At 60.3% G+C, this 26,177-nt stretch carries 16 protein-coding genes and 1 other RNA gene; 7 read left to right on the top strand and 10 right to left on the bottom strand.

Features of this window, described 5'->3' with window-relative positions:
• Positions 1 to 35 precede the first annotated feature (35 nt).
• Both ssrS and ACIX8_RS24300 read right to left on the bottom strand, forming a co-directional pair.
• Positions 36 to 222: non-coding RNA, 6S RNA (ssrS, locus tag ACIX8_RS25020), on the bottom strand.
• Between the two features lie 396 nt (positions 223 to 618).
• Complete coding sequence (locus ACIX8_RS24300; RefSeq protein WP_014263640.1) at positions 619 to 1,734, bottom strand: TlpA disulfide reductase family protein; 1,116 nt, start codon at positions 1,732 to 1,734, stop codon at positions 619 to 621.
• 451 nt (positions 1,735 to 2,185) lie between these two features.
• Between ACIX8_RS24300 and ACIX8_RS01970 the strand changes: the two genes are divergently transcribed.
• On the top strand, positions 2,186 to 2,881 hold the full coding sequence (locus tag ACIX8_RS01970; RefSeq protein ID WP_044176005.1) for a hypothetical protein: 696 nt from the start codon (positions 2,186 to 2,188) through the stop codon (positions 2,879 to 2,881).
• Between the two features lie 110 nt (positions 2,882 to 2,991).
• Here ACIX8_RS01970 and ACIX8_RS01965 read toward each other — a convergent pair whose 3' ends face one another.
• The 6 genes from ACIX8_RS01965 to ACIX8_RS01940 form a co-directional block, all read right to left on the bottom strand.
• On the bottom strand, positions 2,992 to 3,357 hold the full coding sequence (locus ACIX8_RS01965; RefSeq protein ID WP_044176004.1) for a cell division protein ZapA: 366 nt from the start codon (positions 3,355 to 3,357) through the stop codon (positions 2,992 to 2,994).
• A 30-nt stretch (positions 3,358 to 3,387) separates the two neighbouring features.
• A complete protein-coding gene (locus tag ACIX8_RS01960) occupies positions 3,388 to 3,654 on the bottom strand; it encodes a hypothetical protein (RefSeq protein WP_014263637.1) in 267 nt (88 codons plus the stop codon).
• Between the two features lie 339 nt (positions 3,655 to 3,993).
• The gene (gene pheT / locus ACIX8_RS01955; protein ID WP_014263636.1) at positions 3,994 to 6,114 is read right to left on the bottom strand and encodes a phenylalanine--tRNA ligase subunit beta; all 2,121 of its coding nucleotides are present in this window, start codon (positions 6,112 to 6,114) and stop codon (positions 3,994 to 3,996) included.
• A 34-nt stretch (positions 6,115 to 6,148) separates the two neighbouring features.
• The gene (locus tag ACIX8_RS01950; RefSeq protein WP_014263635.1) at positions 6,149 to 6,571 is read right to left on the bottom strand and encodes a four helix bundle protein; all 423 of its coding nucleotides are present in this window, start codon (positions 6,569 to 6,571) and stop codon (positions 6,149 to 6,151) included.
• Positions 6,568 to 7,668, bottom strand: a complete 1,101-nt coding sequence (gene pheS / locus ACIX8_RS01945; RefSeq protein ID WP_014263634.1) for a phenylalanine--tRNA ligase subunit alpha — start codon at positions 7,666 to 7,668, stop codon at positions 6,568 to 6,570. The genes ACIX8_RS01950 and pheS overlap by 4 nt, the downstream gene beginning before the upstream one ends.
• 38 nt (positions 7,669 to 7,706) lie before the next feature.
• The gene (locus ACIX8_RS01940; RefSeq protein WP_044177614.1) at positions 7,707 to 9,221 is read right to left on the bottom strand and encodes a UbiA family prenyltransferase; all 1,515 of its coding nucleotides are present in this window, start codon (positions 9,219 to 9,221) and stop codon (positions 7,707 to 7,709) included.
• A 435-nt stretch (positions 9,222 to 9,656) separates the two neighbouring features.
• Here ACIX8_RS01940 and ACIX8_RS01935 point away from each other — a divergent pair, with 435 nt between their 5' ends.
• From ACIX8_RS01935 to ACIX8_RS01920, 4 genes are read left to right on the top strand one after another with little or no spacing between them, the layout of a single operon-like run.
• Positions 9,657 to 10,901 carry an efflux RND transporter periplasmic adaptor subunit gene (locus ACIX8_RS01935; RefSeq protein ID WP_014263632.1) on the top strand — a complete coding sequence of 415 codons (1,245 nt, stop codon included), beginning with the start codon at positions 9,657 to 9,659 and terminating at the stop codon, positions 10,899 to 10,901.
• On the top strand, positions 10,898 to 14,227 hold the full coding sequence (locus ACIX8_RS01930; protein WP_014263631.1) for an efflux RND transporter permease subunit: 3,330 nt from the start codon (positions 10,898 to 10,900) through the stop codon (positions 14,225 to 14,227). The genes ACIX8_RS01935 and ACIX8_RS01930 overlap by 4 nt, the downstream gene beginning before the upstream one ends.
• Positions 14,224 to 17,355 carry an efflux RND transporter permease subunit gene (locus ACIX8_RS01925; RefSeq protein ID WP_014263630.1) on the top strand — a complete coding sequence of 1,044 codons (3,132 nt, stop codon included), beginning with the start codon at positions 14,224 to 14,226 and terminating at the stop codon, positions 17,353 to 17,355. The genes ACIX8_RS01930 and ACIX8_RS01925 overlap by 4 nt, the downstream gene beginning before the upstream one ends.
• Positions 17,356 to 17,390: 35 nt before the next feature.
• The gene (locus ACIX8_RS01920; RefSeq protein WP_014263629.1) at positions 17,391 to 18,911 is read left to right on the top strand and encodes an efflux transporter outer membrane subunit; all 1,521 of its coding nucleotides are present in this window, start codon (positions 17,391 to 17,393) and stop codon (positions 18,909 to 18,911) included.
• A 375-nt stretch (positions 18,912 to 19,286) separates the two neighbouring features.
• Here ACIX8_RS01920 and ACIX8_RS01915 read toward each other — a convergent pair whose 3' ends face one another.
• A complete protein-coding gene (locus ACIX8_RS01915) occupies positions 19,287 to 20,174 on the bottom strand; it encodes a glycerophosphodiester phosphodiesterase family protein (RefSeq protein WP_223295448.1) in 888 nt (295 codons plus the stop codon).
• Positions 20,175 to 20,350: 176 nt separating this feature from the next.
• On the opposite strand from ACIX8_RS01915, the gene ACIX8_RS01910 reads away from it, so the two are divergent.
• Positions 20,351 to 21,790, top strand: coding sequence for a hypothetical protein (locus tag ACIX8_RS01910; RefSeq protein WP_014263627.1), 1,440 nt, complete (start codon positions 20,351 to 20,353; stop codon positions 21,788 to 21,790).
• A 23-nt stretch (positions 21,791 to 21,813) separates the two neighbouring features.
• On the top strand, positions 21,814 to 22,911 hold the full coding sequence (locus tag ACIX8_RS01905) for an ACP S-malonyltransferase (RefSeq protein WP_014263626.1): 1,098 nt from the start codon (positions 21,814 to 21,816) through the stop codon (positions 22,909 to 22,911).
• Between the two features lie 342 nt (positions 22,912 to 23,253).
• Here the strand turns inward: ACIX8_RS01905 and ACIX8_RS01900 are convergent, their stop codons facing one another.
• A complete protein-coding gene (locus ACIX8_RS01900; RefSeq protein WP_014263625.1) occupies positions 23,254 to 26,082 on the bottom strand; it encodes a M16 family metallopeptidase in 2,829 nt (942 codons plus the stop codon).
• Positions 26,083 to 26,177: the final 95 nt, after the last annotated feature.

The raw sequence follows: 26,177 nt of genomic DNA, 5'->3' as shown, positions 1-26,177 counted from the left end.
GTCGATTGGCGTAAGGAGGCTGGAAGTAAAGCAAAGACCGACCCACGGGGCCGTACATCGAAGCGCAGGTGAACCCGTCTAAGACGGTGGGACCCGGCCGTGGCTCTTTAGGCTTTCCGGACTGGCGGACCTAGCACACCGAGCCATGTATACGAGCTGGACCCCTGTTCAATGATTATTGGTTCAACCTGCGTTGTTCGTGTACCTGCTTTGCAGGCCGGTCTCTCTGATGGATGCTAATGGTCGGCGCGGCAATGTGCAACTGCGCCGCGCCGGTTGATTTTTATCGCTATTTATGAAGGAAGGGCTATGTTTTCTTCCAAACATAGCTTTTGCCTTGCCCCTTCCACAGAAGCGTCATCCTGAGCGCAGCGTCCCGCCTTTGGGGACGCGGAGTCGAAGGACCCCGAGGGTTGCAATCCTGCCCATGTCCTTCGCCCCTTTTCTACCCCGAACGTTCGAGTCTGGATCTTCGTGCTGGAAAAGGTCCCGAGATCATGGGTGAGATCAAGTCCTTCGGGGTCCTTCGACTGCGCACCTCGCAAAAAACGCGAGGCGCTCCGCTCAGGATGACGTTTCTGTGTGGGGGACGAAATATGTGATTCGTCGGTATTGAGCTTACTCAGCCGCCGGCTTTGGAAGCAGCGTACGCGCGTCCGCAGGCACGGCTGGAACCGTCGCCAGCAGCTTGCGTACTGTGCCTCGCAGATCGCCCTCAATGCCCACGGCACGCTCTCGCACGATGCCGTCGCCGTCGAAGATCACGTACGTCGGATAGCCGCTCACGTGAAACAGCGAGCGCAGCTCTTTGCTGTCGTCGCGCGTCTGCACGCCATGCAGGCGTTCGTCCTCCACGTAATGCTTCCAGGCCGCTTCGCTCTCGTCCACGTTGACCTCCAACAGCACGAAGCGGCCGTCGTCGAAGGAGTCGAGCATCGACTGGATGTAGTCGGAGTCGCGTTTGCAGTAGGTGCACCACGTCGCCCAAAAGTCCACCAGGACGACCTTGCCCGCGAGCGAGTCGAGCGATACGGTCTTGCCGTCCATCGTCTTCGCCTCAAAGGCCGGGACAGGCTCTCCGCGGGCCAGCGATACGTCCTTCGCAAAGCGCTGGGCGCGGGCGCACTCTTCCGGGCTGGTTCCGCTGGCGGCAGCGCAGGCCGTGAACTCGCGGCTTGCCTCTTCGTCGTGCTTCATCTCGGCCAGCACGTGGCCGTGCAGCATGCGCACGACCTCATCGCCTGGATCGTCCGTCTCTCCCTGCTTCAATGCCGCTTCGGCCTGCTTCAACGAATTCGCCGCGTGTTTGGGATCTTTGTCGATCGCGCCTTCGCCCTCGGTCTGGGCAAAATACAGCCGGAACCAGGCCAGACCTTCGCGAAACTCCGCTTCAGCCTTCGACTTCGCATCCGGCGACTGCGCTGCGATCTGCGCGGCTGTGCCCGCCGAATCCTTGTACAGCTCCATGTTCATCTGCACGCGCGCCAACGCATCCAGGCACGGCAGGCAATGCCCACCGGAGGCCTTCAAGGCAGCGTGATAGCTGTCCATGGCAGCAGAGAGCTGCTTGCCCTGCTCGTACTTTCCACCGTCGGCAAAGGGTTTCTGCGCGGCGTCCGGCACCTGCGCGGAGATCGTTCCAACGGCAAACAACAAGACAAGACCTTGCAACATCCGATTCATCACATACTCTCCGTGTGTGAGCATCATCCCGCGTTGGAATGCGATTCGCAAGAAACTTTCCTGAATATTCTCGAACTCTTCAGAATGGCTCGTTGTCAGAGCTAAATTTTATGGATTTGAGCCGTCTCGTCTTACCGACCTGCACCTGCACACCCGGTCATCAGGAATAAATCTGAGCAGCGAGTGTTATCACTTTCAGCACGCAAACTGAGGTGGACAGTACGAACAATGTCGACAACGTTCCGAGGCAAGAGTGATTCCAGGCGGGACAGTTGTGCAGCGGCTGGCAGGAGACCGTGACCAATTGCTAGAGGTCGTACATCGCTTCCATGGAGAAGCGGGTATAACGCGGATATTCACACCGTTCGCAGCCAGAAGATGGGTGCAATCCAGGTGAAAGTCGAAGCAAGGAAGATCTATGCCATTTAACTCGCCGTTCAAAAACACTTACACGTCAGGAGATCTAGTTTATGGATTTTCCCCGTCGCGCAGAAGACTTATCATGAAGTTCGTGAATGAGATCTCGACTGGGGATGGTCGAGCTGTAACCGTCGACATGTTCAAGAAGAGTGTAGCTATAGCGGAGGGGGCGCCAACCGTAGCAAAGGCCTCTTGGCAGCAGTTTCTGGCGAAAAATAAAAAGCACCCCCAATATAAGGATTACTACTCGAAAATAGCGAAATACGGCTTCGACGACGAAAGTTTTGCCAATGACCCGCAAGCGACTGACGTGGAGTTGAACGCTGCATGGCGTGCGAAATCGAAGTTTGGATTGGACTGGGCCCTGAGGAACAATGTGGGTCACATCCATTTCGTTCTGGACGATATCGATATGGCTGCAGTCGTGACAAAGACTCACAAATTTACTGATGCCGCCGGCAAAGTTCTTGCTGAAGATGATCCAAGAGGTAAAGCGCCAGGAGGCATAGACAAAGAGCGAACGATCACTCATTCGGAGCTCCGATGGGTTTATCGCAACCGCAAAAATCCTCTGGTAAGTCAGGGCGTCCAATTCTGGTTGTCGAATACTGCTGGGACAATTCTGCCTTGTGGGGCGCCCTGGGATGATGCGGTCAGAGAAACGACCATGCCCTCATCGAAGGGCGGCACGGAAACAGGAGCCGTCAAAAAATGGAAGGACGCCTGGAGCGCCTATAAGCCGACAAAGGAGCGCTCCGAGTTCGAGCCCCAACTTTAACGACGGAATCATGCGAAGAAGCTGAATACCGATGCCTGGAGGTCAACGGTGAGGAGATGAGTCTCCCCCGTTGATCATTCTGGTGTGATACGAGAGAACAGAAGAGCTGTTTAGCCGGCCTTGCGCTCGGTCAGCACTTCATCCAGCATGCCCATCAGCGATCCCGCGCGGGTTCGCGTCGAGTTCTGCGCCTGGTTCAGGCTGCTGTTCAGGGTGTCGAACCGCGCGCGTAAGGCCACCAGTTCATCGGCGATGTTCAGCGCCGCCAGCACGGCTACGCGCAACGAATCGACCGTCGCGCCATGCGCGGATACGGCACGCATCTTGGCATCGACGATGCCCGCAAGCTTCTCGATATAGGCAGGGTCGGTTCCCCGCAGTTGATAGACCTGGTCGTAGATTTCAACCACGACCGCGCCTGCAGCCTGCGCCGCCAGTTCGGACCGTGAAACCTCCGCCGCACTTCTTTGTTGCATCTCCGCCAACGCTACTCCTACCCTTATTTCCTAAAGAAGTTCATCCATCTGTGCGAGCATCTTCTCCACGCGCAGCTTCACAGCCTCACGCTCGCGGTTCAGGCTCTCCACTTCGGCCTGCGCGCCGCTGGCAGTAGCCAGCTTTTCGCGGAGTGAAGCTGCCTCGGTACGCGCTGCGTCACGTTCGGATTCGGCAACAGCGCGAGCTTCACGCTCTTTTTTGATGAGCTCGACGGTCTGCAGTACCTTCTGTTCCAGCGCCTGGAACTCGTCCACGCTGATGGTCGATGAACTCATCTTTTCCGTTGCCTCCGAACTTACAGTAAATCAGGTCGAAGTATAGCGATTTGCGTAGTGGATTTGAGGCATGGAATTCGAGGGGGAACCTTTTTGAATGCCTTTATGTTGTATTTGCCTTAGCTGTTGTCCGTTTTTCGTCGTCATCCTGAGCCGTAGGCGAAGGAACCCCACATTTTGTGGTGGCACCAAGGCGCATGGGACGGCCACGAGATCGTACCCGCACATTCTTGGTGGGTACGATCTTCTGTGGCAACCCGCAATGCGGGGGTCCTTCGCGTACCGCTCAGGATGACGACGAAAAACAGGCAACGACAAAAGCTAAAAGCGCTATGCCCTCTACGCGCGTTGTGCTCCACCCAAACCAACCAACGCACTCACCGTCTTCTCCGACCAACCGCCAAGATCTTCCTCGGTCAGCGTGCGCTCGTTCGACTGGAACACCACTCGCACCAGGGCCGAGTAGTGTCCGGCAGCAACCGCCTTGCCCTTGGCGTCGCGGAAGATCTCCACCGGCGCGATGCGCTGCGTCTCGGCGATGTTCAGGCCACGCAAGGCTTCCGCGATCTGCTCCCAGCGCACGGCGTCCGGGAAGACAAACGAGAAGTCCCGCTCGACAGCCTGGTAGCGCGAGATCTCCCGCGAGACCGGCTGGCGCAGCGTACGGAGCAAGAGGAGTTCCGCGCGGACCTCGGCAAATACGCAGGTCTGGCGCAGCTTGCGGCGCTGCGACTCGGCCGCGCTCAGTTCTCCGAAGACCGCGACGACTTCGCCCTCCAGCAGAGCTCGCGCTCCGCGTCCGGGCTCGATCCATGCCGGAAGCGATTCGGCGTCGAACCGCACAGACCCTGCAAACTTTGCGAGCAGACGCTCAATGGCGCCCTTCATCTCGTAGAACAACGCATCCTGCGCGCCGTATAACGAAGTAGCAACAGCCGCTCCGGTCGCGCCCAGAGCGAGTCCTGTGTGTTCCCTCACCTCGGCGGTCGATCCGGTAAAGACCGTGCCCATCTCGAACAACCGCACATCCGTTACGTCGCGATGCAGGTTGTGAGCCAGCATCGTGGCCATACCCGGCACCAGCGACGGCCGCAGCATTCCGGCCTCTTCGCTGAGAGGGTTGCCCATCGCCACCGCACCGGTCTTCGCATCGCCGAACGTCGCGGCCTCTTCGGCGGAGGTAAACGTGCTGGAGATCGCCTCGCTGAAGCCGAGCGAGCGCAGGGTCTCGCGAATCGTGTGCTCCTGCTCCGCGTGCGGCTGTTCGACGACCGTGCCGGCAAACGTGGGCAGCGTGTCGGCAAACTTGTTGTAGCCGTAGACGCGCGCCACCTCTTCGATGAGGTCGATCTCGCGTTCGAGGTCGAGACGCCAGCTCGGCAGCTGGACGCCGTACTCGCCTGCGACCGCACCCGTCGGCGTAAGCACGCAACCCAGGGCTCCGAGATATTGCTCGACGACGTTTTCACTTAGCCCCGAGGTGTTCTCACCACCGCTCCACGTGGCATCTTCAAGTGTCGTGCCCAGGTGCCGCTGCACCTCGCTGACGCGAAGCACAATCGGAGCGCGCTCGGAGGTCTTTGCCTGCAGCTCCGGGACGATCACATCCACAAGCGGGCCAACAACCTCGCCGCCCGATTGCTCGACGACCAGGCGTGTAACCAGATGGTTTCCCAGCGGCGCGGCATTGAAGTCCGCCCCGCGTTCAAAGCGATGGCTCGCGTCGGTATGCAGCCCGTGACGGCGCGAACTCGCGCGAATCGTCGCCGGATCGAACCAGGCGGCCTCGACGAGGATGTTCTTCGTGGTCTCGGTTACGCGCGAGTCCCATCCACCCATCACACCCGCCAAGCCCAGCGCCTTCTTTTCGTCGGCAACCACCAGGTCGTCCGCCACGAGCGTGCGCTCGGTGCCGTCGAGCAGCCGCAGCTTCTCGCCGGCCTTCGCACGGCGGACGACGATGCCGCCCTCAAGGGTGTCGAGATCGAATACGTGCGTAGGCTGCCCCATCGCGAGCCAGCCGAAGTTCGTCACATCCACCGGAGCGGAGATCGGCTTCTGCCCCAGCGCGGCGAAGTACTCGGCGACAAGACCCTTTGCAGGACCAACCGTAACGCCGCGAATCACGCGAGCGGTAAAGCGTCCGCATAGGTCGCGCGCCTCGATACGTACCGGGAAACCTTCACCTGCAACGGTTTCAACGATGGGGGCGGCAGTTCCTTCATTCAGCGGTGCAAGCGCCACATCGTAGATTGCCGCAGCTTCGCGTGCGACGCCGTAATGGTTCATCGCATCGACACGGTTGGTCGTGATGTCCATCTCGTAGCGCGCACCGCCACAAGAGGCGTCGAACTCACCTTCAACAGCAATACCGCGTAGCGTAAGGTCTTCAGCGAGCTGCCTGTCGTCAACAGGCAGTTCAGGAAGATAGGACCGCAACCACTTCGTCAGGATATTCATAAATAGCGAGTCAGCGAGTCAGCAAGTCAGCAAGTCAGCTGTTTGCGGCTGCGCCGTTTTCTTCCTCCAGTGTTTTCAGTAGCCCATTGATAATGCGTGCCACTTCATTGCAGTCTGCAAGCAGGGCGGCGGCCACTTCCCGAACACAAAACTTCAAATCGATTGCGAGTTCCAACTGTGTCTCTAATTCAAACAAGGACCCACGCGCCTGCGCGAGGAAGAGTCGAAAACTGCGATCTGTCAAACGCCCGTGGCCTTCCGCGATATTACTTGGCACTGAGACAGCAGCTCGTCTCATCTGAGAGATGAGGCCGTATCGTTCAGAGTCCGGAAAGACTGCGGTCAGCGTATAGACATTCTTCGCCAGGCTCATTGCCTTCTGCCAGGCAATCAAGTCTCTGAAGTGCCGTGTCCTTCGCTGACTTGCTGACTCGCTGACTCGCTGACTCGCTCTCAAGCGAACTGCTCCAAAAAGCGCATGTCTCCGGAGTACAGGAGACCGATGTCTGAGATGCCGTACTTCATCATGGCGATGCGGTCGACGCCCATGCCAAAGGCGAAGCCGCTGATGCGGCGCGTGTCATAGACCGGGTCGCGGCCCAGTTCGATGCGGCGCTTATTTACTGCCTCGAATACCGCAGGGTCCACCATGCCGCAGCCCAGCAGCTCGATCCAGCCCGAGTGCTTGCACTTGCGGCAGCCCTTGCCACCGCAGAAGATGCACGAGATCTGCACGTCCGCGCTGGGCTCGGTGAACGGAAAGAACGACGGGAAGAAGCGCGTCTTGACCGCGGAGCCGAAAAAGGCCTTCATCGCGTGGTCGAGCGTGCCCTTCAGGTCGCTGAAGGTGATGTTCGTATCCACACACAGACCCTCGACCTGGTGGAAGACCGGCGAGTGTGTGGCGTCGGCGGCATCGTTGCGATGCACCTTGCCCGGAATCACCAGCCGTAGCGGCGGAGCCTGCTCCAGCATGGAGCGAATCTGTACCGGGGAGGTGTGCGTGCGCATCAGCAGACGCTCGCGTAGCGGCTTGCCCTCCTGCTCGGCGACGACCAGGGTGTCCTGCGTATCGCGGGCCGGATGGTTCGGCGGAAAGTTCAGGCTCTCGAAGTTGTAGAAGTCGCTCTCGACCTCCGGCCCCAGGCCCACGGAGTAGCCCATGCGCTGGAAGACTCCGACGATCTCGGCCATTGTCCTGACCAGCGGATGCTCAACCCCGAGGCGCTGTGCGCTGCCGGGCAGAGTGACGTCCAGCCCCGCTGCTGCAGGCTTGGTCTCCGCCGTGCCGGCCGAAGCCAGGGAGCCTTCGATCTGCTCCTTGAGCGCGTTGAAGCGCTGGCCGATGAGTTTCTTCGCCTCGGGTGGCGCGGCTTTGAGCCACGCATCGGAGATCGCCTTCAGGTGACCCTGCTTGCGGCCCAGCCATTCCAGACGGAACTGCTCGGCGTCGAAGCCGGGAGCGGCTACCGTGGCGTCAGCTTCGCTGCGAACAGCGGCGAAGGCGGCATCCAGAGATGCCTCAGTGAAATCTGTAAGTTGCGGAATATTCAACGGTTTTCCTTACGTCGAACTCTCATTCTAAACCGGCACTATAGTGCCCACCAGATGACGGCGGCCATCAGCACGCCCAGCAGCAGGCTTCGCTTGTCCGTAATCGCAAAAACCACGGGATCGTCGTGCATTTCGCCGCGGCTGGCGAGCATCCATACCTGGCTTAGCCAAAGCAGCAACACCGGAACCACCAGCCAGAGACGGATGGGATGGTTGTAGAGCAGCTTGCTCTCAGGGTTATTGATGTACAGCGTCATGACGACAACCGCCGCATACGCCGCGCCAGTTCCCAACGCGCGCAATTGCTCCAGGTCGGTGACGAAGTAGCCTCGACCGTTGGGAACCACCTTCCCGCTGGCCTGCAGGCCTTCCAGTTCGCTGAAGCGCTTGACGAAGGCCAGCGACAGGAAGAAGAAGACACTGAATCCCGCCAGCCACGCCGAGACCGGAACTCCGGTTGCACCGCTTCCGGCAAGAATACGGATCGTGTACAGCCCGCTCAGCACGAAGACGTCCCAGAGCAGCTTGCGCTTCAAATACAGGGAGTACGTCAGGGTCGTGACCGTGTAAAGAATCAGCCATCCCAGAAACCTGTAGGGCTGCGCCAACGAGTAAGGCCCGGGGGCCGCGTCCACGATAAAGGGCAAGGCAATCGCCAGCGCCAATCCTGCTGTCAGCATCAGCACGACCATCGCGGCGCCGGAGATCGCCGATAGATCACCCGCCGCAAAGGGACGGCGGCGTTTGCGAGGATGCTTCCTGTCGGCCTCTATATCCAATAAATCATTGATGATGTACGTCGCGGAAGCACACAGACCAAAGCTCAGGAAAGCGGTAACGGCCCCGGCGAAGGTGCTCGCGAAGTTATCCGCGTTCCAGGCGTGCGCCAGCAGCAGGGGGACGAAGATCAAGGTGTTCTTGGCCCACTGGTGCAACCGTATGGCCTTCAGCCAGCTCTTGAACCTGGGCGTGCGGTCGTCGAAGACTGCTACCGGAACGGTTCCCGCTCGCCGCATCGCGGAGACCAGGGCGCTGTCCGGGTTGGCGACCATCGGCGACTCGCAGGCTGCCAGCACCTCGGCGTCGGGCCGGGCGTTGCCGATATAGCAAAAATGGCTGCCGAAGCTGTCACGAAACGCCGCCAGCTTGTTGCCGCCAGCGAGGTTCGTTGCGCCATCCGAGGCCAGGACGCCCCGGAAGATCCCGAGATACGCTGCGACACGATCGGCCAGGGCACGGTCGGCCGCCGTAGCCAGATAGAGCTCACGGCCTTCAGCCGCCTGCTGGCGGAGCCACTCCAAGAGAGGAAGGTTGTAGGGCAGGTGCTCGACATCGAGCTCCACCGCCGAGGTCACCTGCCGCTTGAAGGCGGCTTTTCCCTGGGCGATCCAGCCAGGAATGCGCCATAGATCCTGAGGGCGCTGGCGCGCAATGGCCAGCACCGAGTCAACAAGCGTGTCAGACCTGACCAACGTGCCGTCCAGATCGACGCACACTGGCAACCCGGCGGACAGAACCGGGGGCGTATCCCTGTTGCCTCCCTGATTCGTCACTTCTTCGCCACGCTCCCTGTCTTGAGGCATTGCCGCAGCCCGATTATCGATTTCCTGCAATTTCGCGTTGGAAACCTTCAGCTACCCCTCTGCGTCACTATACCTGCCAGTATGATCAAAGTGTTGCAGGCTGGCCCAAAACAGGCAACTCTTAAGAGCTTTTCGGCACTGGCGCAACCACAACCTGCTTCACCCCGCATTTTAAGAAATATCCACCGCAGTCGTGACGTACACGGAATGACCGTCCTTCGTTGTAACTCAACCCTATGAAGCAGTAGTCAGTGATAAAAGTTGCTTCCTGTCTCAGGTGTCTGGCAATCTCGGATTGAGACTGATTCAGGCTTTGCAACTGCTGAAAGGGCTCATTCGTCTTTCACATGAGAGACAAAACTGCGTAGTACGATATGATCCTTCGTCCTTGGTCAGGAGACACCGTTGCAATCTGATTCGAATGAGCGCCCGATTATCGGCACCGATCATCAACTACCCGCCCCCCCACCAGAGAAGCCCAAACAAAGCGGAGTGGTGAGGTTGATCGTATGGGTCCTTTTACTCCTCATCTTCGGTGTGGGATTCTTTCTGGTTCTGCGTCACCACGATGAGCCGAAGCCAGCAACCGGGCGTCATGCCGCCGGCGGAACCGCGACGATCACCACCGTCACGGCACGGCAGGGCAACATCGGGGTCTATCTTGATTCCATTGGAACCGTCACGCCCGTCTACACCTCCTCCATCACCAGCCAGGTGAACGGCATCGTCACGGCGGTGCACTATAAAGAGGGTCAGCTCGTGCGCAAGGGCGATCCGCTAATCGATATCGATTCGCGGATCTATCGCGCCACCCTGCTGGAAGCACAAGGCACCCTGGAGAAGGATCAGGCCGTTCTCGCGCAGGCGCAGATGGACCTGGAGCGCTATCAGGCTGCCTGGGCCAAGAACGCCATTCCCAAACAGACACTGGACGATCAGGAAAAGATCGTTCTGCAGGATCAGGGAACCGTCAAGAACGACCAGGGAACGGTCCAGTTCGACCAGATCCAGGTAGATTACTGCCACATTGTCGCCCCCTTCACCGGGCGGGTTGGCTTGCGGCTGGTGGATCCGGGCAATGTCGTTCAATCGACCGGCGGCACGACCCTCGCGCTGATCACGCAGATTCAGCCGATCACCGTCATCTTCACCATCCCCGAAGACTATCTCGGACAGGTACAGCCTGCGCTGCGCAAGAAGGCCAAGCTGGACGTGGATGCCTATGACCGGACCGGCCTGAAGCAGATTACGAGCGGCAGCCTGCTGACCCTGGACAACCAGATCGACACGACGACCGGAACCGTAAAGGCCCGCGCTTCGTTCGACAACAAGGACTCTGTTCTCTATCCCAACGAGTTCGTGAATACCCGCCTGCTCGTGAACACCCTGCAGAACGCTACGCTGGTGCCGACCTCGGCCATTCAGCATAACGGCCAGGTGGCGTTTGTCTATGTCATCCAGGACAACGTCGCCCACCTGAAGAACGTCAAGGCAGGTGTGACCGACGGCGATACTACCGAAGTCACCGGCATCAATCCTGGAGATGTTCTGGCTGACAGCAGCTTCGACAAGCTCCAGGACAAGGCCAAGGTCGTCATCTCCAAACAACCGGTTCCGACCAGCGGCACCACTGGGAGTACCGCTCCTTGAGTCCTTCACGCCCATTTATTCTCCGTCCTGTTGCGACGGCGCTGCTCATGGCGGCAATTCTGCTGGTTGGCATTGTCGGTTATACGCAGCTCCCCGTCTCCGCGTTGCCGGAGGTCGATTATCCGACGATCCAGGTGCTCACGTTCTATCCGGGCGCCAGCCCGGACGTCATGGCCACCACGGTCACCGCTCCGCTTGAACGGCAGTTCGGCGAGATGCAGGGCCTGAGCCAGATGACCTCCACGAGCGCCGGCGGCAACTCGGTGATCGTGCTGCAGTTCAACCTGAGCCTGAACATCGATATCGCGGAAGAAGAAGTACAGTCGGCGATCAATGCCGCGCAGAGCTTCCTCCCCGCGAACCTGCCGGCACCGCCGATCTACAGCAAGACGAACCCCGCCGACGCTCCCGTACTGACGCTGGCGGTTACCTCCAACACGATTCCCCTCTCGCAGGTGGAAGACCTCGTCGACACCCGGCTGGCGCCTAAGATCTCGCAGCTCAGCGGTGTAGGCCTTGTAAGCATCAGCGGCGGCCAGAAGCCGGCCGTTCGTATCCAGGTCAATCCGACCGCGCTGTCTTCCTACGGAATCAACCTCGAAGACCTCCGCACGGCGGTCTCGCAGTCCAGCGTCAACGCCGCCAAGGGCAACTTCGATGGGCCCCGGCAGGACTACCAGATCGACGCGAACGACCAGCTCGTGACCAGCGACGACTACAAGAAAGTTGTAGTGGCGTATCGCAATGGCGCACCGGTCATGCTGACCGACGTCGCTACCATCGTGGATGGGGTGGAAAACACCACGCAGGCAGCCTGGATGAACCAGACGCCGGCCATCATCCTCAACGTGCAGCGACAGCCCGGCGGCAACACCATCAGCGTCGTCAAGAGCATCAAGGCCCTGCTGCCGCAACTGGAAGCGAACCTGCCCAAGGGCATCCAGGTCACCACGCTCACCGATTTGACCACTCCCATCCAGGCGTCCGTCGATGACGTTGAGTTTGAACTCATGCTGACGATCGGACTGGTCGTCCTCGTCATCTTCCTCTTCCTGCGCAATCTGTACGCCACCATCATTCCGAGCGTCGCCGTGCCCCTGTCGCTGGTCGGCACCTTCGCGGCGATGTACGCCCTGGGATACAGCCTCGACAACCTGTCGCTCATGGCGTTGACCATCTCGACGGGCTTCGTCGTCGACGACGCGATCGTCATGGTGGAGAACATCTCGCGCTACCTGGAAGAGGGCGACTCGCCGATGCAGGCCGCGCTGAAGGGCGCCGAGCAGATCGGCTTCACCATTCTCTCGCTGACGGTTTCGCTGATCGCCGTGCTGATTCCACTGCTCTTCATGGGCGATGTCGTCGGCCGTCTCTTCCGCGAGTTCGCCGTCACCCTGGCCGTCACCATCGTGATCTCCGCCGTGGTTTCGCTGACGCTCACGCCAATGATGGCTTCGCGCATCCTGAAACACGATCCCGAAGCCACCCAGGGACGCTTCTACCAGGCCTCAGAGCGTGTCTTCGAGTGGATGATCGCGTTCTACGGACGCACGCTGAGCTTCGTTCTGCGGTTTCAGACGATCACCCTCTTCGTTGCGCTCGCCACTTTGATGCTCACGATCTACCTGTACATCATCATTCCCAAGGGCTTCTTCCCTGTACAGGACACCGGCGTCATCCAGGGCATCTCGCAGGCTCCTCCCACCATCGGCACAAAGGCCATGGCGAAGAAGCAGCAGGACCTGGCCAACATCATTCTTCAGGACCCCGCGGTTGAGAGCCTGTCTTCCTTTATCGGCCCCGACGGCACCAACACCACGCTCAACAGCGGCCGCATGTCGATCAACCTCAAGCCACTCGAGCAGCGCAACCTGAGCGCTTCGGACGTCATCCGCAGACTCCAGTCGAGCTTGAGCAAGGTAGACGGCATTCAACTCTTCATGCAGCCGGTGCAGAACATCACGGTCGATGACCGCGTCAGCCGCACCCAGTACCAGTACACGCTGGAAGATCCCGACCAAAACGAACTGAATGACTGGACGGCCCGCTTCGTGACGAAGCTGAAGCAATTGCCTGAGCTGGAAGACGTGGCTACCGATCAGCAGATGGGTGGCCTCGCGGTATCCCTCGTGCTGGATCGTCCCACCGCTTCCCGCATGGGCATCGCTCCGACGACCGTCGATAACACGCTTTACGACGCCTTCGGTCAGCGGCAGATCAACACGATGTACACGCAGTTGAATCAGTACCACGTGATTCTCGAGGCCCAGCCACAGTTCCAGCTCGACCCCAACAAGCTGAATCACCTGTACATCCAGTCCAACGCCTCTTCAGGGGCCAGCGGAGCGGGCGCTTCCACCTCTTCGGGGAACGGCTCCACTTCCGCCGGATCGAATGCCCTTACCGGCTCCGCGCTCTTTACGCCTTCCGCAAACACTCTTTCACCGGCAGTCAACGCTCTTACTTCGAGCACGGCGGCTTCCAGTGGCGGCGCGACTTCGGCCGGTACGACCAGCTCATCCTTCGGCAGCCCCGTTCCGCTGAGCGCCTTCTCGCACTTCGAGACCACGACCGAAGCGCTCTCCATCGCGCACCAGGGACAGTTCCCGTCGATCACCGTCTCTTTCAACCTGGCTCCGAACGCCGCTCTCGGCGGCGCCATCGACTCCATCACCAAGGTGCAGAAGGACATGCACATGCCGGCCAGCGTGCAGGCCGACTTCCAGGGTACCGCCGCCTCTTTCAGGAATTCCCTCTCCAACGAGCCTCTTCTGATCCTTGCGGCACTGGTGACTGTTTATATCGTTCTGGGCGTTCTGTATGAGAGCTTCATCCACCCCATCACGATTCTGTCGACTCTCCCCTCGGCCGGTGTAGGAGCCTTCCTTTCGCTCATCCTCTTCCACCAGGATCTGAGCGTCGTGGCCATCATCGGTATCGTGCTGCTCATCGGTATCGTTAAGAAAAACGGCATTATGATGGTGGACTTCGCCCTGGAGGCGGAGCGGCACCACGGAAAGAACTCTACCGAAGCGATCTACGAGGCCTGCCTCCTGCGCTTCCGTCCGATCATGATGACCACCATGGCGGCGCTGCTTGGCGGTCTTCCGCTGGCGTTCGGGCACGGCATCGGTTCCGAACTGCGCAGGCCTCTCGGTATTGCGATGGTGGGCGGCTTGATGCTCAGCCAGGTGCTGACGCTCTACACGACCCCGGTTATCTATATCTTCTTCGACAACCTGGCGAAGCGCTTCTCGCGCAAGCCCAAGGAAGACCACGTTGAGCCCCACAACGGCGATGCCCCTCAACCGGCAGGACTGTCATGAGTCTCTCCACTCCGTTCATCCATAGGCCGGTAGCCACAACGCTGCTCACGATTGCCGTAGCGATCGCCGGAGCCATCGCGTTCACGGTGCTGCCGGTCTCCCCGTTGCCCCAGGTGGACTTCCCTACCATCTCTGTCGGTGCCAGCCTTCCGGGCGCGAGTGCCGACATTATGGCGTCGTCCATTGCGACCCCTCTCGAGCGGCAGTTCGGCCACATCGCCGGCGTAACGGAGATGACCTCGTCCAGCAGCCTGGGCGCGACCTCAATTACCATCCAGTTCGACCTGAGCCGCAATATCGATGGCGCGGCGCGCGACGTGGAGGCGGCGATCAATGCCGCCCGGACGTATCTGCCCACCAACCTGCCCAGCAACCCGACGTATCGCAAGGTCAATCCGGCCGATTCGCCGATCATGATCATTGCCCTGACGTCCGACATCTACGGCCCGGACAAGCTCTATGACGAAGCCTCTACCGTCATGGAGCAGAAGCTGTCGCAGATTGAGGGTGTAGGACAGGTAAGCGCCGGCGGCGGTGCCCTGCCCTCGGTCCGCGTCGAGGTTAATCCGACCAAGCTCGCCAGCTACGGGCTGGCGATGTCGGACCTGCAGGCCATGCTGAGCCTGCAAAACACCAATCTCGCGCGTGGCCAGATTACCAATGGCGACGCCAGCGCCGACATCGTGGTGAACGGCCAGATCTCGCATGCCGAGGAGTACAAGCCGCTCATTGTCGGTTACCACAACGGGACGGCGATCCACCTGTCCGACGTGTCCGATGTCGTCGACTCCGTGCAGAACGTGCGCGCCGGCGGCTACCTGAACGGCAAACGCGCCATCGTACTCATCGTCTTCCGTCAGCCAGGCGCCAATATCATCGATACGGTCGACCGTATCGATGAGCAGATGCCCTCGCTCCAGGCGACGATCCCGCAGGGCATCACCATCACGAAGGTCCTGGACCGCACGACGACGATCCGCGCTTCAGTGGATGACGTCGAACGGACGCTGATTCTCTCCGTCTGCCTGGTCATCGTCGTAGTGTTTATCTTCCTGCGCAACGGCAGGGCGACGCTCATTCCTGCCGTGGCAGTTCCGGTTTCGCTGATCGGCACCTTTGCGATCATGTACATGTGCGGCTACAGCCTCGACAACCTGTCGTTGATGGCCCTGACGATCTCGACCGGCTTCGTGGTGGACGACGCGATCGTCGTGATGGAGAACATCACGCGCCATATCGAAGATGGCGTGGCCCCCTTCGCGGCAGCGCTGAAGGGGGCACAAGAGATCGGCTTTACCGTGGTGTCCATCAGCATCTCGCTCATTGCGGTCTTTATTCCGCTGCTGCTGATGGGCGGAATCGTGGGCCGTCTCTTCCGCGAGTTTGCCGTGACGCTCTCTACCGCCATCCTGGTATCGATGGCGGTCTCCCTGACCACAACGCCCATGATGTGCGCCTATCTCCTGAAGAGCGAGCACAACAAAAAGCATGGCCGGCTCTACATGGCGATGGAGGGAGCTTTCGATTGGGTCCTGAATATCTATCGAAAGAGCCTGCATTGGGTGCTGGGAAATCCGGGGCTCACCCTCACCGTTCTGTTTTTGACCATCGCGCTCAATGTGGTCATCATCATCAAGATCCCCAAGGGCTTCTTCCCGCAACAGGACACAGGCACCTTGTCGGGAGCCATTCGCGGGCCCCAGGATGCCTCCTATCCGGTGATGAATGCCTCTCTGCTGCAGGCTGAGGAAGTCATCAAGAAAGATCCATCCGTTCAGAACGTGATCGGCTTTACCGGAGGCCAGGGCGCGACCAACACCGGAAACCTCTTCGTCATCCTCAAGCCTTTGAATATCCGGAAGATCGGCGCCCCGGACATCATCAACCGCCTGCGCGCGCCGCTAAACAAGCTGACCGGAGCCTCTACTTTTCTCCAGGCGTCGCAGGACCTGCGCATCGGTGGCCGCTCCAGTAATGCGCTCTATCAATACACCATCGAAGCCGACAATGTGACCGACCTCCAGACCTGGGGACCGAAGCTGCTGGAGCAGATGACGCATCTTCACGGCCTGCAGGATGTGAGCTCCGACCAACAGAACGGCGGTCTTGACGAGTTGCTGTCCTACGATCGCGTTACGGCGGCAAAGCTCGGCCAGACGGCCCAGTCGCTGGATAACGGCCTGTACGGAGCCTTTGGCCAGTCGGAAGTTTCGCTCATCTATACGCAGTTGAACCAGTACTATGTCGTGCTGGAAGTCGCCCCGCAATACTGGGCCCACCCAGAAGGGTTGGAGAATATCTACTTCCACGACGCTTCGAGCAGCAGCAAGACAGCAAGCGGCAACACGCCGCTCTTCACCATGGCCAGAGCCAGCGCCAATACGACTCCCCTGGCGCTCAACCATACCGGGCTCTTTCCTTCGGTGACGGTGTCGTTCAATCTCGCGCCCGGTGTTTCGCTCAGCGAGGCCACGCTGGCCATCGAGCAGATGCAGCAGAAGCTCGGTACGCCCACGTCGATCCAGGGCTTCTTCGCCGGAACGCTGCAGGCCTACCAGCAGTCACTCGGCACCGAGCCGGTGTTGGTGTTGACGGCCTTGATCGCGGTCTATATCGTTCTGGGCGTACTGTATGAGAGCCTGATGCACCCGCTCACCATCCTGTCCACCCTGCCTTCGGCAAGTGTGGGCGCCATGCTGGCGCTGATGCTCTTCAAGGAAGACCTGAACGTCATCTCGATCATAGGCATCGTTCTCTTAATCGGTATCGTTAAGAAGAACGCCATCATGATGATCGACTTCGCCCTGCAGCAGGAACGCGAAGGCGGAATGAATACGGAAGACGCCATCTTCGAAGCCTGCATGCTGCGTTTCCGCCCCATTTTGATGACCACCATGGCGGCACTCTTCGGCGCTCTTCCCCTGGCCTTTGGAACAGGCACGGGATCCGAGCTTCGCCGTCCGCTGGGCATCACCATCGTCGGCGGCCTGATCGTCAGCCAACTGCTTACGCTCTATACGACTCCGGTCGTCTACCTCACACTCGACAAGCTGCGTCTTCGTATGTCGGGCAAAGAGCACGACGATTTTCATGCCACGGATGGCCTCGCGGCCTCCGCATCAGAGTAATTTGAAGAATCTGAAGAATTAATGGATAGGAAACTATGACTACCTTCCGTCAATATGCCGCTATTACCTCTGCTGCCGCAGTCCTGCTGCTGGCAGGCTGCAGGGTCGGCCCCAAGTACCATGCGCCGCCGGCCATCGCACAGGCCCCTCCGGCCACGTATAAAGAGTCGCCCACTCAGTTCCCCGGCTCCGACGACTGGAAGGTCGCACAACCGCAGGACGCCATGCTGCATGGCAAGTGGTGGGAGATCTACAACGACCCCGAACTCAATGCGCTCGAAGACAAGCTGAACATTGACAACCAGAACATCAAGCAGTTCTTCGAGAACTTCATGGAAGCGCGCACGCTGATCGCACAGGCCCGCTCCCAGCTCTATCCCACGGTCGGCACATCGCCGGCCTACACTCGTTCCGGCACTTCTGCGAACCTGACAACGGCAACAACAGCAGGCGCTGGGGTCAATCACACCTCAACCCTCGCATCCCTTCCCTTCGATGTCTCCTGGGCACCGGACCTGTGGGGCAAGGTACGCAACACCATCAGCGAGCAGCAATATGCTGCCCAGTTAAGTGCTGCCGACCTGGAGAACGAGCGTCTTACCGAGCAAGCCACGCTGGCGATCACCTTCTTTGAGATTCGCGGTCAGGACGCCTTGCAAGGTGTCCTGGACCGGACCGTGGAAGCCGATAAAAAGTCGCTGGACCTGACGCAGTCGCAGTACGACACGGGGATCGGCGATCGGATCTCGGTCGTCGAGGCGAGAAACACGCTGCAGAATGCTCAAGCCGCCGCGACCAATGTCGGCCTGCTGCGCGCGCAGTACGAGCATGCCATCGCCGTGCTGATCGGAACGAACCCGTCCAGCTTCTCCATCCCTGTAAAGGCCCTGGACGCCGCTCCGCCCGCCATTCCTATCGGGGTTCCGACCCAGTTGCTGGAACGCAGGCCGGATATCGCCGCAGCAGAGCGGAATATGGCCTCGGCCAATGCCCAGATCGGGATAGCCTATGCCGCTTACTATCCCACGTTGACGCTTAGCGCTTCGGGAGGTCTTGAGAGTTCCGCCTGGAGCCATCTCTTCGACTGGTCAAGTCGCTTCTGGTCGGTTGGCCCGGCGGTATCCGAGACCATCTACGATGGCGGCCTGCGCCGCGCCACCGTCAACCAGTTCATCTCTACCTACAACGCAGACGTCGCCAGCTACCGCCAGACGGTTCTTACTGCATTCCAGCAGGTTGAGGACTCTCTATCCTCCACACGCATCCTGTCCCACCAGATTCAACAGCAGCAGGACGCTGAAAAGTCAGCGCAGGAGTCTCTCGATCTGGAGATGGGACGCTACACCACGGGTATCGATCCTTACATCGATGTTGTGACAGCGCAGACCACGTTGCTATCGGACCAGCAGACCCTCGCCACGCTGCACACGCAGGTGATGACGTCGTCGGTGCAATTGATCGAGGCTCTTGGCGGAGGGTGGGATCGCTCGCAGTTGCCTACACCGGCGGATGTGTCGAAGAAGTTGACCAAGGACGAGACGACGATTCAGAAGTAAACGGTTTGACAAGAAAGGGCTGAAGGCCCGATCTTTCGGTGGAATCACCGGTAGATCGAACCTTCAGCCCTTTCTTTTTTGACATTCGAACCACCACAAAATTGTAAAACTCCATCCCCCACTGGAACGTCATCCTGAGCGTAGCGTCCGGCTTTTGGGACGCGGAGTCGAAGGACCCCGAAGGTCGCAATCTTGCCCATGCCCTTCGCATCTTTTCTACCTCAAGCGCTCGAGCCCGGGCTTTCGTGCTGGAAAAGATCCCAACGTCACGGGCGAGATCGAATCCCTCGGGGTCCTTCGACTTCGCACCTCGCAAAAAGCGCGAGGCGCTACGCTCAGGATGACGTTCCAGTGCGGTGAACAAGATAGCAACAGCTACGGATGCAGCGGCGGGTTCTGCGCGCGCAGCCACCGCAGAAGTCCAGCCGGATCGTCCGTGATGATCGCGTCCACATGGGCATCGGCCATCTTCTTCCAACCCTCTTCCGTGTTCACCGTATAGGGAGCGACCTGTACGCCTAGCTTATGAGCCGTCGCTACTTCCTCGGGCGTTACCAGGCTCTGGTCCGGGCTCAGGATCTCCGCTCCGGTGATCTTGGCGATATGCGCGAAGCTCTTGTCCGAGTCCGTGATGCCCATCATCACGTCATACTTCGACTGCCCAAAGAGCGCCGACAGACGGATCTTCGGGTCCAGTTTCCGCATGGCTATCAACGTCCGAAAGTCGAAGCTCTGCAGGATCACGCGCGACTCCAGATGATGCCGCTTCACAGCCTCGTCGATCATCTGCACGAACACCTCTGGGGTGGGGGTGATCTCCGGGCGATTCGGGAAGATCTTCGTCTCGACGTTGTACTGGAAGTTCCCTTGCGGAGCGAGGTTCAGCACCTCTTCAAAGGTGGGGATCGGCGTGTGCGGAACCGCTACCTGGTGCGGGAAGGCGGCCAGCGTCTTCGATCCGCAGTCGTACTTCTTCAGCTCGGCCAGCGTGAGCGAGTGAATCAAGGTTCCCGGAGGCACTGCGGGCCCGATGCACTGCCGTTCGTTCGCCAGGACCTCCGCCATGCGCAGATCGTCCGAGTGCACCTGGGTCAGGTAAGGCGAGTGCGAGACGACCAGGACGTTGTCCTTGGTGACGGCCAGGTCGAGTTCGAGGACATCGGCTCCCTGCTGGATGCCGTACTCAAACGACGGGATCGAGTTCTCCGGCCGCGCCGCGCGTCCTCCGCGATGGGCATGAACCAGGATGGTCTGAGCGGACACGGGGATGACTCCAAGAAGCAAAAGGGCTGCAAATTTAGTGAACATGCGGAAAGCTTCGGCCCCTTCCGTTACAGGGAGATTAACCGTCTGTCTACAACCTTGGGCAAAATCTATCATCCCGGCGGGACAATGGGCTACGATCTACGAAACGCCGTTTCCCGGCGTCCGATGAGAACATGCCCAGGCGACCTTATCTTCGCGGCCCGTCTCTGCTGGCGGTACTCCTCGCCGTGCCCCTGTATGCGCAGACGCATCGCGTGGCGGCCCCGGAACGCGTAACGCGGGCCGTTGCCGTCTACGAGTGGACGGGCGATCTCGCCAAGCCCACCGCTGCCCGGCTTGTCCCGGTATCTCTGTTCATCGACGGCCATCTCCAAGATGCGGGAGTCTATCTCACGCAGCCTCTGCCCTTCGCACTGCAGACCGGCACCGTGTATTCGGTCGAAGAGGCAGGCCGCTCCAAAGGCACCGTTGGACTCGACTATGCGCGCGACGTCGTCACACGACGTTCGGCTACGGACGACAACCCGGTAAGCGCCTGGTTCGGCTATGGCAGCTTTGTGCCGACACCTGCCGAACCCAAGGCCCCTGCCCTGCATGCCTCCGGGCATCCGGTACCCGTCGTTTCCAGCTCCGACCCTGACCGGCCGCACTTTGTAACCCGGTCTCCCTCGGGCAGTACACCCTCCAGCACAGGTTCGGATACGTCAAAGCCGGCGGAGGACGATCCTGACAGACCACACATGAAGCGCCGGAGCGACAGCACCTCCGACACGCCCGCTACCCCCTCAAAAGGCGATGTCCCCGCCGACGACCCCGATCGGCCCACCCTGCGTCATCGCGACCCCAAGCAGGACGCCCAGCGCCGCAAGGCAGACAGCGGGTCGAGCGTTACCGGCATGAACACCTCGCTGAACGACGATCCCAACCGCCCGACGATGCGTCGCGGGAAACCGGCAGGGATTACCCCACCGGCTGAACTCAACAACCTGCCGCCGAATCTGCACCAGGTCGCTGCCGTCTCCGATGCAGCGAACCGCGAGCCGCATCTCTTCAACCGCGAATGGACCGCTCCCACAGAGCGCGCCGAAACGACCCTTCAGTTCGAGGCGCTCGCCCAGCCGCGCCTTGCGGCCTACATTGCAACCAATCACCTCAGCCTGCCTGCTCCCCCTGCCGTACCTGCGGCAGCTACCAAACCATCGCCAAAGAGAACTCCTCGTCGCAGCGCGGCGAAGCCCTCCACGCCACAACCGCCCCCGCCGATTGCGCTCTCCAGCGAGCAGCTAACACCCTACACGCTGAGCTACGATGGCCTGCCTACGTTCGTCTATACGGCTGAGGCGGCCCTCGCTACAGGTGGACCGGTCTATCTCACGCTGGTCGCGCAACGTTTGCCCTCGGGCGATCTGCAGATTGCCCTGGCTTCCATCACCGATGCCGGGCACCTAGACCGCACGCCCTGGATGCGGCTGGTCGACGCCGTCGATCCCGATGCCGGACATCGTGCCAGCCTGCTCTTCGAGTTGCGCGCGCAATCGACACGGCAGTTCGCGCTCTACCGCCTGACCTCCGCACAGGCAGAGCAGCAGTTCGTCAGCGGCGTGATTCAGTAGCGACGAATCGCTACACTAATGACATGACTGTCGAAACTCCCGCATCGCAGACCGAACGCAAGATCGCACTTCTCTTCCCCGGACAAGGCTCACAGACCGTCGGCATGGGCCGTGCACTGTACGACACCTTCCCCGCAGCGCGCGCGGTCTTCGAAGAGGCCGATGACGCCCTCGGCTTTGCGCTCTCGAAGATCATCTTCGAAGGCCCGGAAGAAGAACTCAAGCGCACCGAGCACACCCAGCCTGCAATCCTGACCGTCTCGATTGCAGCCCTGCGGGTGCTGGAGCCGGAGTTGAAGTCTCGTGGCCTGTCTATCGCATTCGCCGCAGGACACTCCCTCGGGGAGTACTCCGCGCATGTGGCCGCAGGCACCTTCGGTTTCGCCGACGCGGTGCGCACCGTGCGCCTGCGTGGCCAGTACATGCAGTCGGCCGTGCCTGCGGGCCAGGGAGCCATGGCTGCGATCCTCGGCCTGCCCGTGGAGCAGATCAACGACATCTGCGCGCGCGTCGCCGACGATCTGACACAAGCGCCGCCCCAGGACCCCGGCAATCCCAGCACCCAGGCCGCCGCTGCGGTGGACGCCCTTGCCGATCCCAATAATCCGGCCAGCACGCCCGTCGAAGCAGCCTCACGCGTCAGTGCCATCGTCGCCCCCGCCAATATCAACTCGCCCGACCAGATTGTGATCTCCGGCACGACAGCCGCCGTCGAGCGCGCCGCCGAGCTGTGCAAGGAAGCCGGAGCCAAGCGTACCGTGATGCTGTCGGTCAGCGGTCCCTTCCACTCCGCGCTGATGCAGCCTGCACAGGATGAACTCACCAGCCGCCTGGAATCCATCGCCTTCAACGATCCGTCCTTCCCTATCGCGGCGAATGTGGATGCCCGCCTGATGACCCGTGGTTCCGAAGTCCGCGATGCGCTTATCCGGCAGGTGACTGGAGCCGTGCGTTGGGTGGAGTGCATCCAGTTGCTCCAGCAGAGCGGTGCGACGAACTACATCGAAGTCGGCCCGGGCAAGGTGCTCAGCGGCCTCAACCGCCAGATCGATCGTGCGCTCGCGACGACGAACGTCGAAGATCCTGCGAGTTTGGAGAAGGCGCTGGCGGTGTTTGCCTGATTTTGATCTTTAGTTCGGGTTCAGATGAAAACCGTTTCCGAAATCATGTAGGGTAACTTGTTTTTGCTTTTCTGGTTGTCATTCCGAGCGAAGCGAGGAACCTGCTGTCTCCCGTTTTTTGCCAGTATCACCACAAATGTTATGCGTTAGCTCAAGCGATGCTCAGTTGTAGCTTGCGTATTTTCTGGATAATACGAACGAAGAACGGGAGACAGCAGGTTCCTCGCTTCGCTCGGAATGACAACCAGAAAAGCAAAGGCAAAAGCTCCCGCGGGAAACAAAAGAGGCGCCACCTGTAGGTGACACCTCTCCTGTTTCCCTAGTGTCTTGCCGCAACGTCCGCTACTTCGCGTCTGTCACCAGCTTCCCGTTGATGTCCCGCACCTCGACCGGTCCGAGACCTGCATCCTTCAACTGCGGTTCGATCTTGGTACGATCGCCCGCAGCCACGATGATGAGTTCGTCCGGATGCACGTCCTCCTTCGCAACCCGCTCCACATTCGCCGCCGTTACCGCGCGATACTTCTCGGGCAGCGTGGCGTAGTAGTCGAGAGGACGGTCGTAGAGGAAGATCGACCCCATGGACGAGGCGATGGATCCGGTGGTTTCAAACTGCCCGGGCAGGGACTGGATGCGGGCCGTCTTGGCTTCATTCAGTTCGGCTTCCGTCGGGGGTGTGGAGGGGAAACGTCTGATCTCGGTCATCAGTTCTTTCGCCGCCGGGCCCGTGACATCCGTACGAACCAGACCGCCGGCCTGGAAGGGCCCGCCGCCGCGATACAACGAGTAATTGGAGCTGGCCCCATAGGTATAGCCGTGGACCTCGCGCAGATTCATGTTGATACGGCTGGCGAAGCTGCCGCCGAGCACATAGTTCATCACCTGCAGGGGCTGGAGATCCGGCGAGTTGCCCGGTACACCGAGACCGTAGGCGATGAGCGCCGACTGGGGAGCACCGGGCTTGTCGACGATGACGACATGCGTAGGCGTCAGGGTAGGCGCGGACGGCAGCGTAATGGCCGCTGTCGCCTTGCCCGTCCACTTGCCGAAGTACTGCTCGGCGAGCTTCCTGGCCTCGGCAGGAGTAACGTCTCCCACCAGGACCAGCGCGGAATCGGCCGGGCCATAGTGGTCCGCGTAGAAGCCGGTTACGTCGTCACGTGTAAGTCCGGTGACGCTCTCGTTCGTGCCGGTCTGGGAGTGGCCGTAGGGCTGGTCTCCGTAGACCAACTTAGGACCGACACGCTGCGCCATGGCGGAGACGGAGTCCGTCTCCTGCTGAATGCCGATCAGGCGCTGCTTGCGCAGGCGATCCAGATCCTCGACCTTGAAGGCAGGATGCTCGACCACATCCGACAGGAGATCGAAGCCTTCGCGGGTGTGATTGGTGAGCACCGTCATCGAAGCCGTGGAGCCGTCCATCGAGGAGCCGACACCGATGCGCGTACCGATACGCTCCTGCGCATCGGCGAGCTGCTTGAGGTCACGCGTGGTTGTCGCCTCACCCATAGTCTGGGAGGTTAACGAGGCCAGGCCTTCCTTGCCGGACGGATTATTTTCACTGCCGGCGCGCGCGACCAGTGTGGCCGAGAGCACAGGGAGCGAGCTCTCCTCGACGACGTAGACCTTCAAGCCGTTAGCAAGGGTGAAGGTCTGCGGTACGGGCAGATGCACCGTGACCGGAGGGCCAGCCTTCGGCACCGTCTTACGCCACTCCTGCGCCGTCTCGAATTCGGGCGTGTAGGGATTAGTGATCTTTACATTCGCATCGGTGTCTTCAGGGCTGCGCGGCACATCGTCGAGCACCTTTTTGCCGGGGACGCAGTAGACCACGACAGCGGTGTCCTTCGTGAGATACCGAGCTGCAGCCGCCTTGGTGCTGGCAACGGAGACGGCCTCAGCCGCGGCGATATCCTTCGGCAGATAGCCGGGATCGCCGGTGTACTGGTTGTACTCGTCCAGGGTGTCTGCAACGCCTCCGAAACCGCCCAGGCGCTGCAGACCGTTGATCTTCTGCGTGAGGCTGCCGGCCTTCGCGGCCTCAACCTCGGCTGCAGTGGGACCTTCCGTCTGAAGCTTGGCGATCTCTGCCCAGACGGTGGCTTCAAGGTCTTCCAGCTTTACACCGGGCTTGGCGATGACGGAGCACTCCGCGGTGCCATTGAGTTTATTGGGACGGCTGTAGCAGGTGACGCTCTGCGCAACCTGCGTCTTGTAGACCAGCGCCTCATCGAGACGGCTGGCCTTGGCGCCGCCGAGCGCAAAGATGGCCGCGCTGACGTCATAGGAGCCCGGAGTATAGGCCGCGGGGGTGAGCCAGGCGATATTGAGCTGCGGCAGCTTGACCGTATCGGTAACGGTCTGGCGGCGCTGCGAGGTGATCGGCGGCGTCACCACGGTGACGGGATCGACCTTTGGGCCAGCCGGAATCGGGCCAAAGTATTTCGTCAGCAACTCCTTGAGTTTGGCGGGGTCGAAGTCGCCGGCGATAGCGATCGAAGCGTTGTTCGGCGTATAGAACTGCTGGTGGAAGTCGCGGATGTCGGCGATGCGGGCGGCTTCGATGTCCGCGTGAGAGCCGATCACGTCTCCGTAGTAAGGATGTCCCTTGGGATAGAGCAGATGCGCGACAGCTTCGTCGGCCGCAGCATAGGGACTTCCCTCACCCTGGCGGCGTTCGTTGCGGACTACGTCGCGCTGGTTCCGCAGCAGGTCGCGGTTCAGGCCCTCCATCAGGAAGCCCATGCGGTCGCTCTCCAGCCACAGCCCGAGCTCAAGCTGGTTGGCCGGAAGCGTCTCGAAGTAGTTGGTGCGATCGAAATCAGTGGTTCCGTTGACGTCCGTCGCACCCGCGCCCTGCACATATTTGATGTGGGCTTTTTCGCCGACGTGCTCGGAACCCTCGAACATCATGTGTTCGAAGAGATGGGCAAAGCCCGTGCGGCCGGGACGCTCATTCAACGGCCCCACGTGGTACCAGAGATCTACCGCGACCAGCGGCAGACGGTGGTCTTCATGCGTGATGACCTTTAGCCCATTGGGCAGCGTGTAGGTCTCGTATTTAATCTCCGGCAGCTTGAGCTTGCCGTTTGTCTGCGAGATTGCAGACCCGCCTATCGCAAAGCACACGGCCATCGCCGCTGCCAGGCCCTTCTTTAAGTCCATTGACATCACGATTGCTCTCCCAGGAAAAACAGAACTCCACAGCTCAGACGTAGCAGACACCACGAAATGCGCGTTCTTCAGAATAAGCTGATAGCCAATAG

The organism is Granulicella mallensis MP5ACTX8 (assembly GCF_000178955.2).
In the GTDB taxonomy this organism is placed as follows: Bacteria; Acidobacteriota; Terriglobia; order Terriglobales; family Acidobacteriaceae; genus Granulicella; species Granulicella mallensis.
The sequence above is the reverse complement of the archived record's forward strand: the minus strand, read 5'-3'. Positions and strand labels throughout refer to the sequence as shown.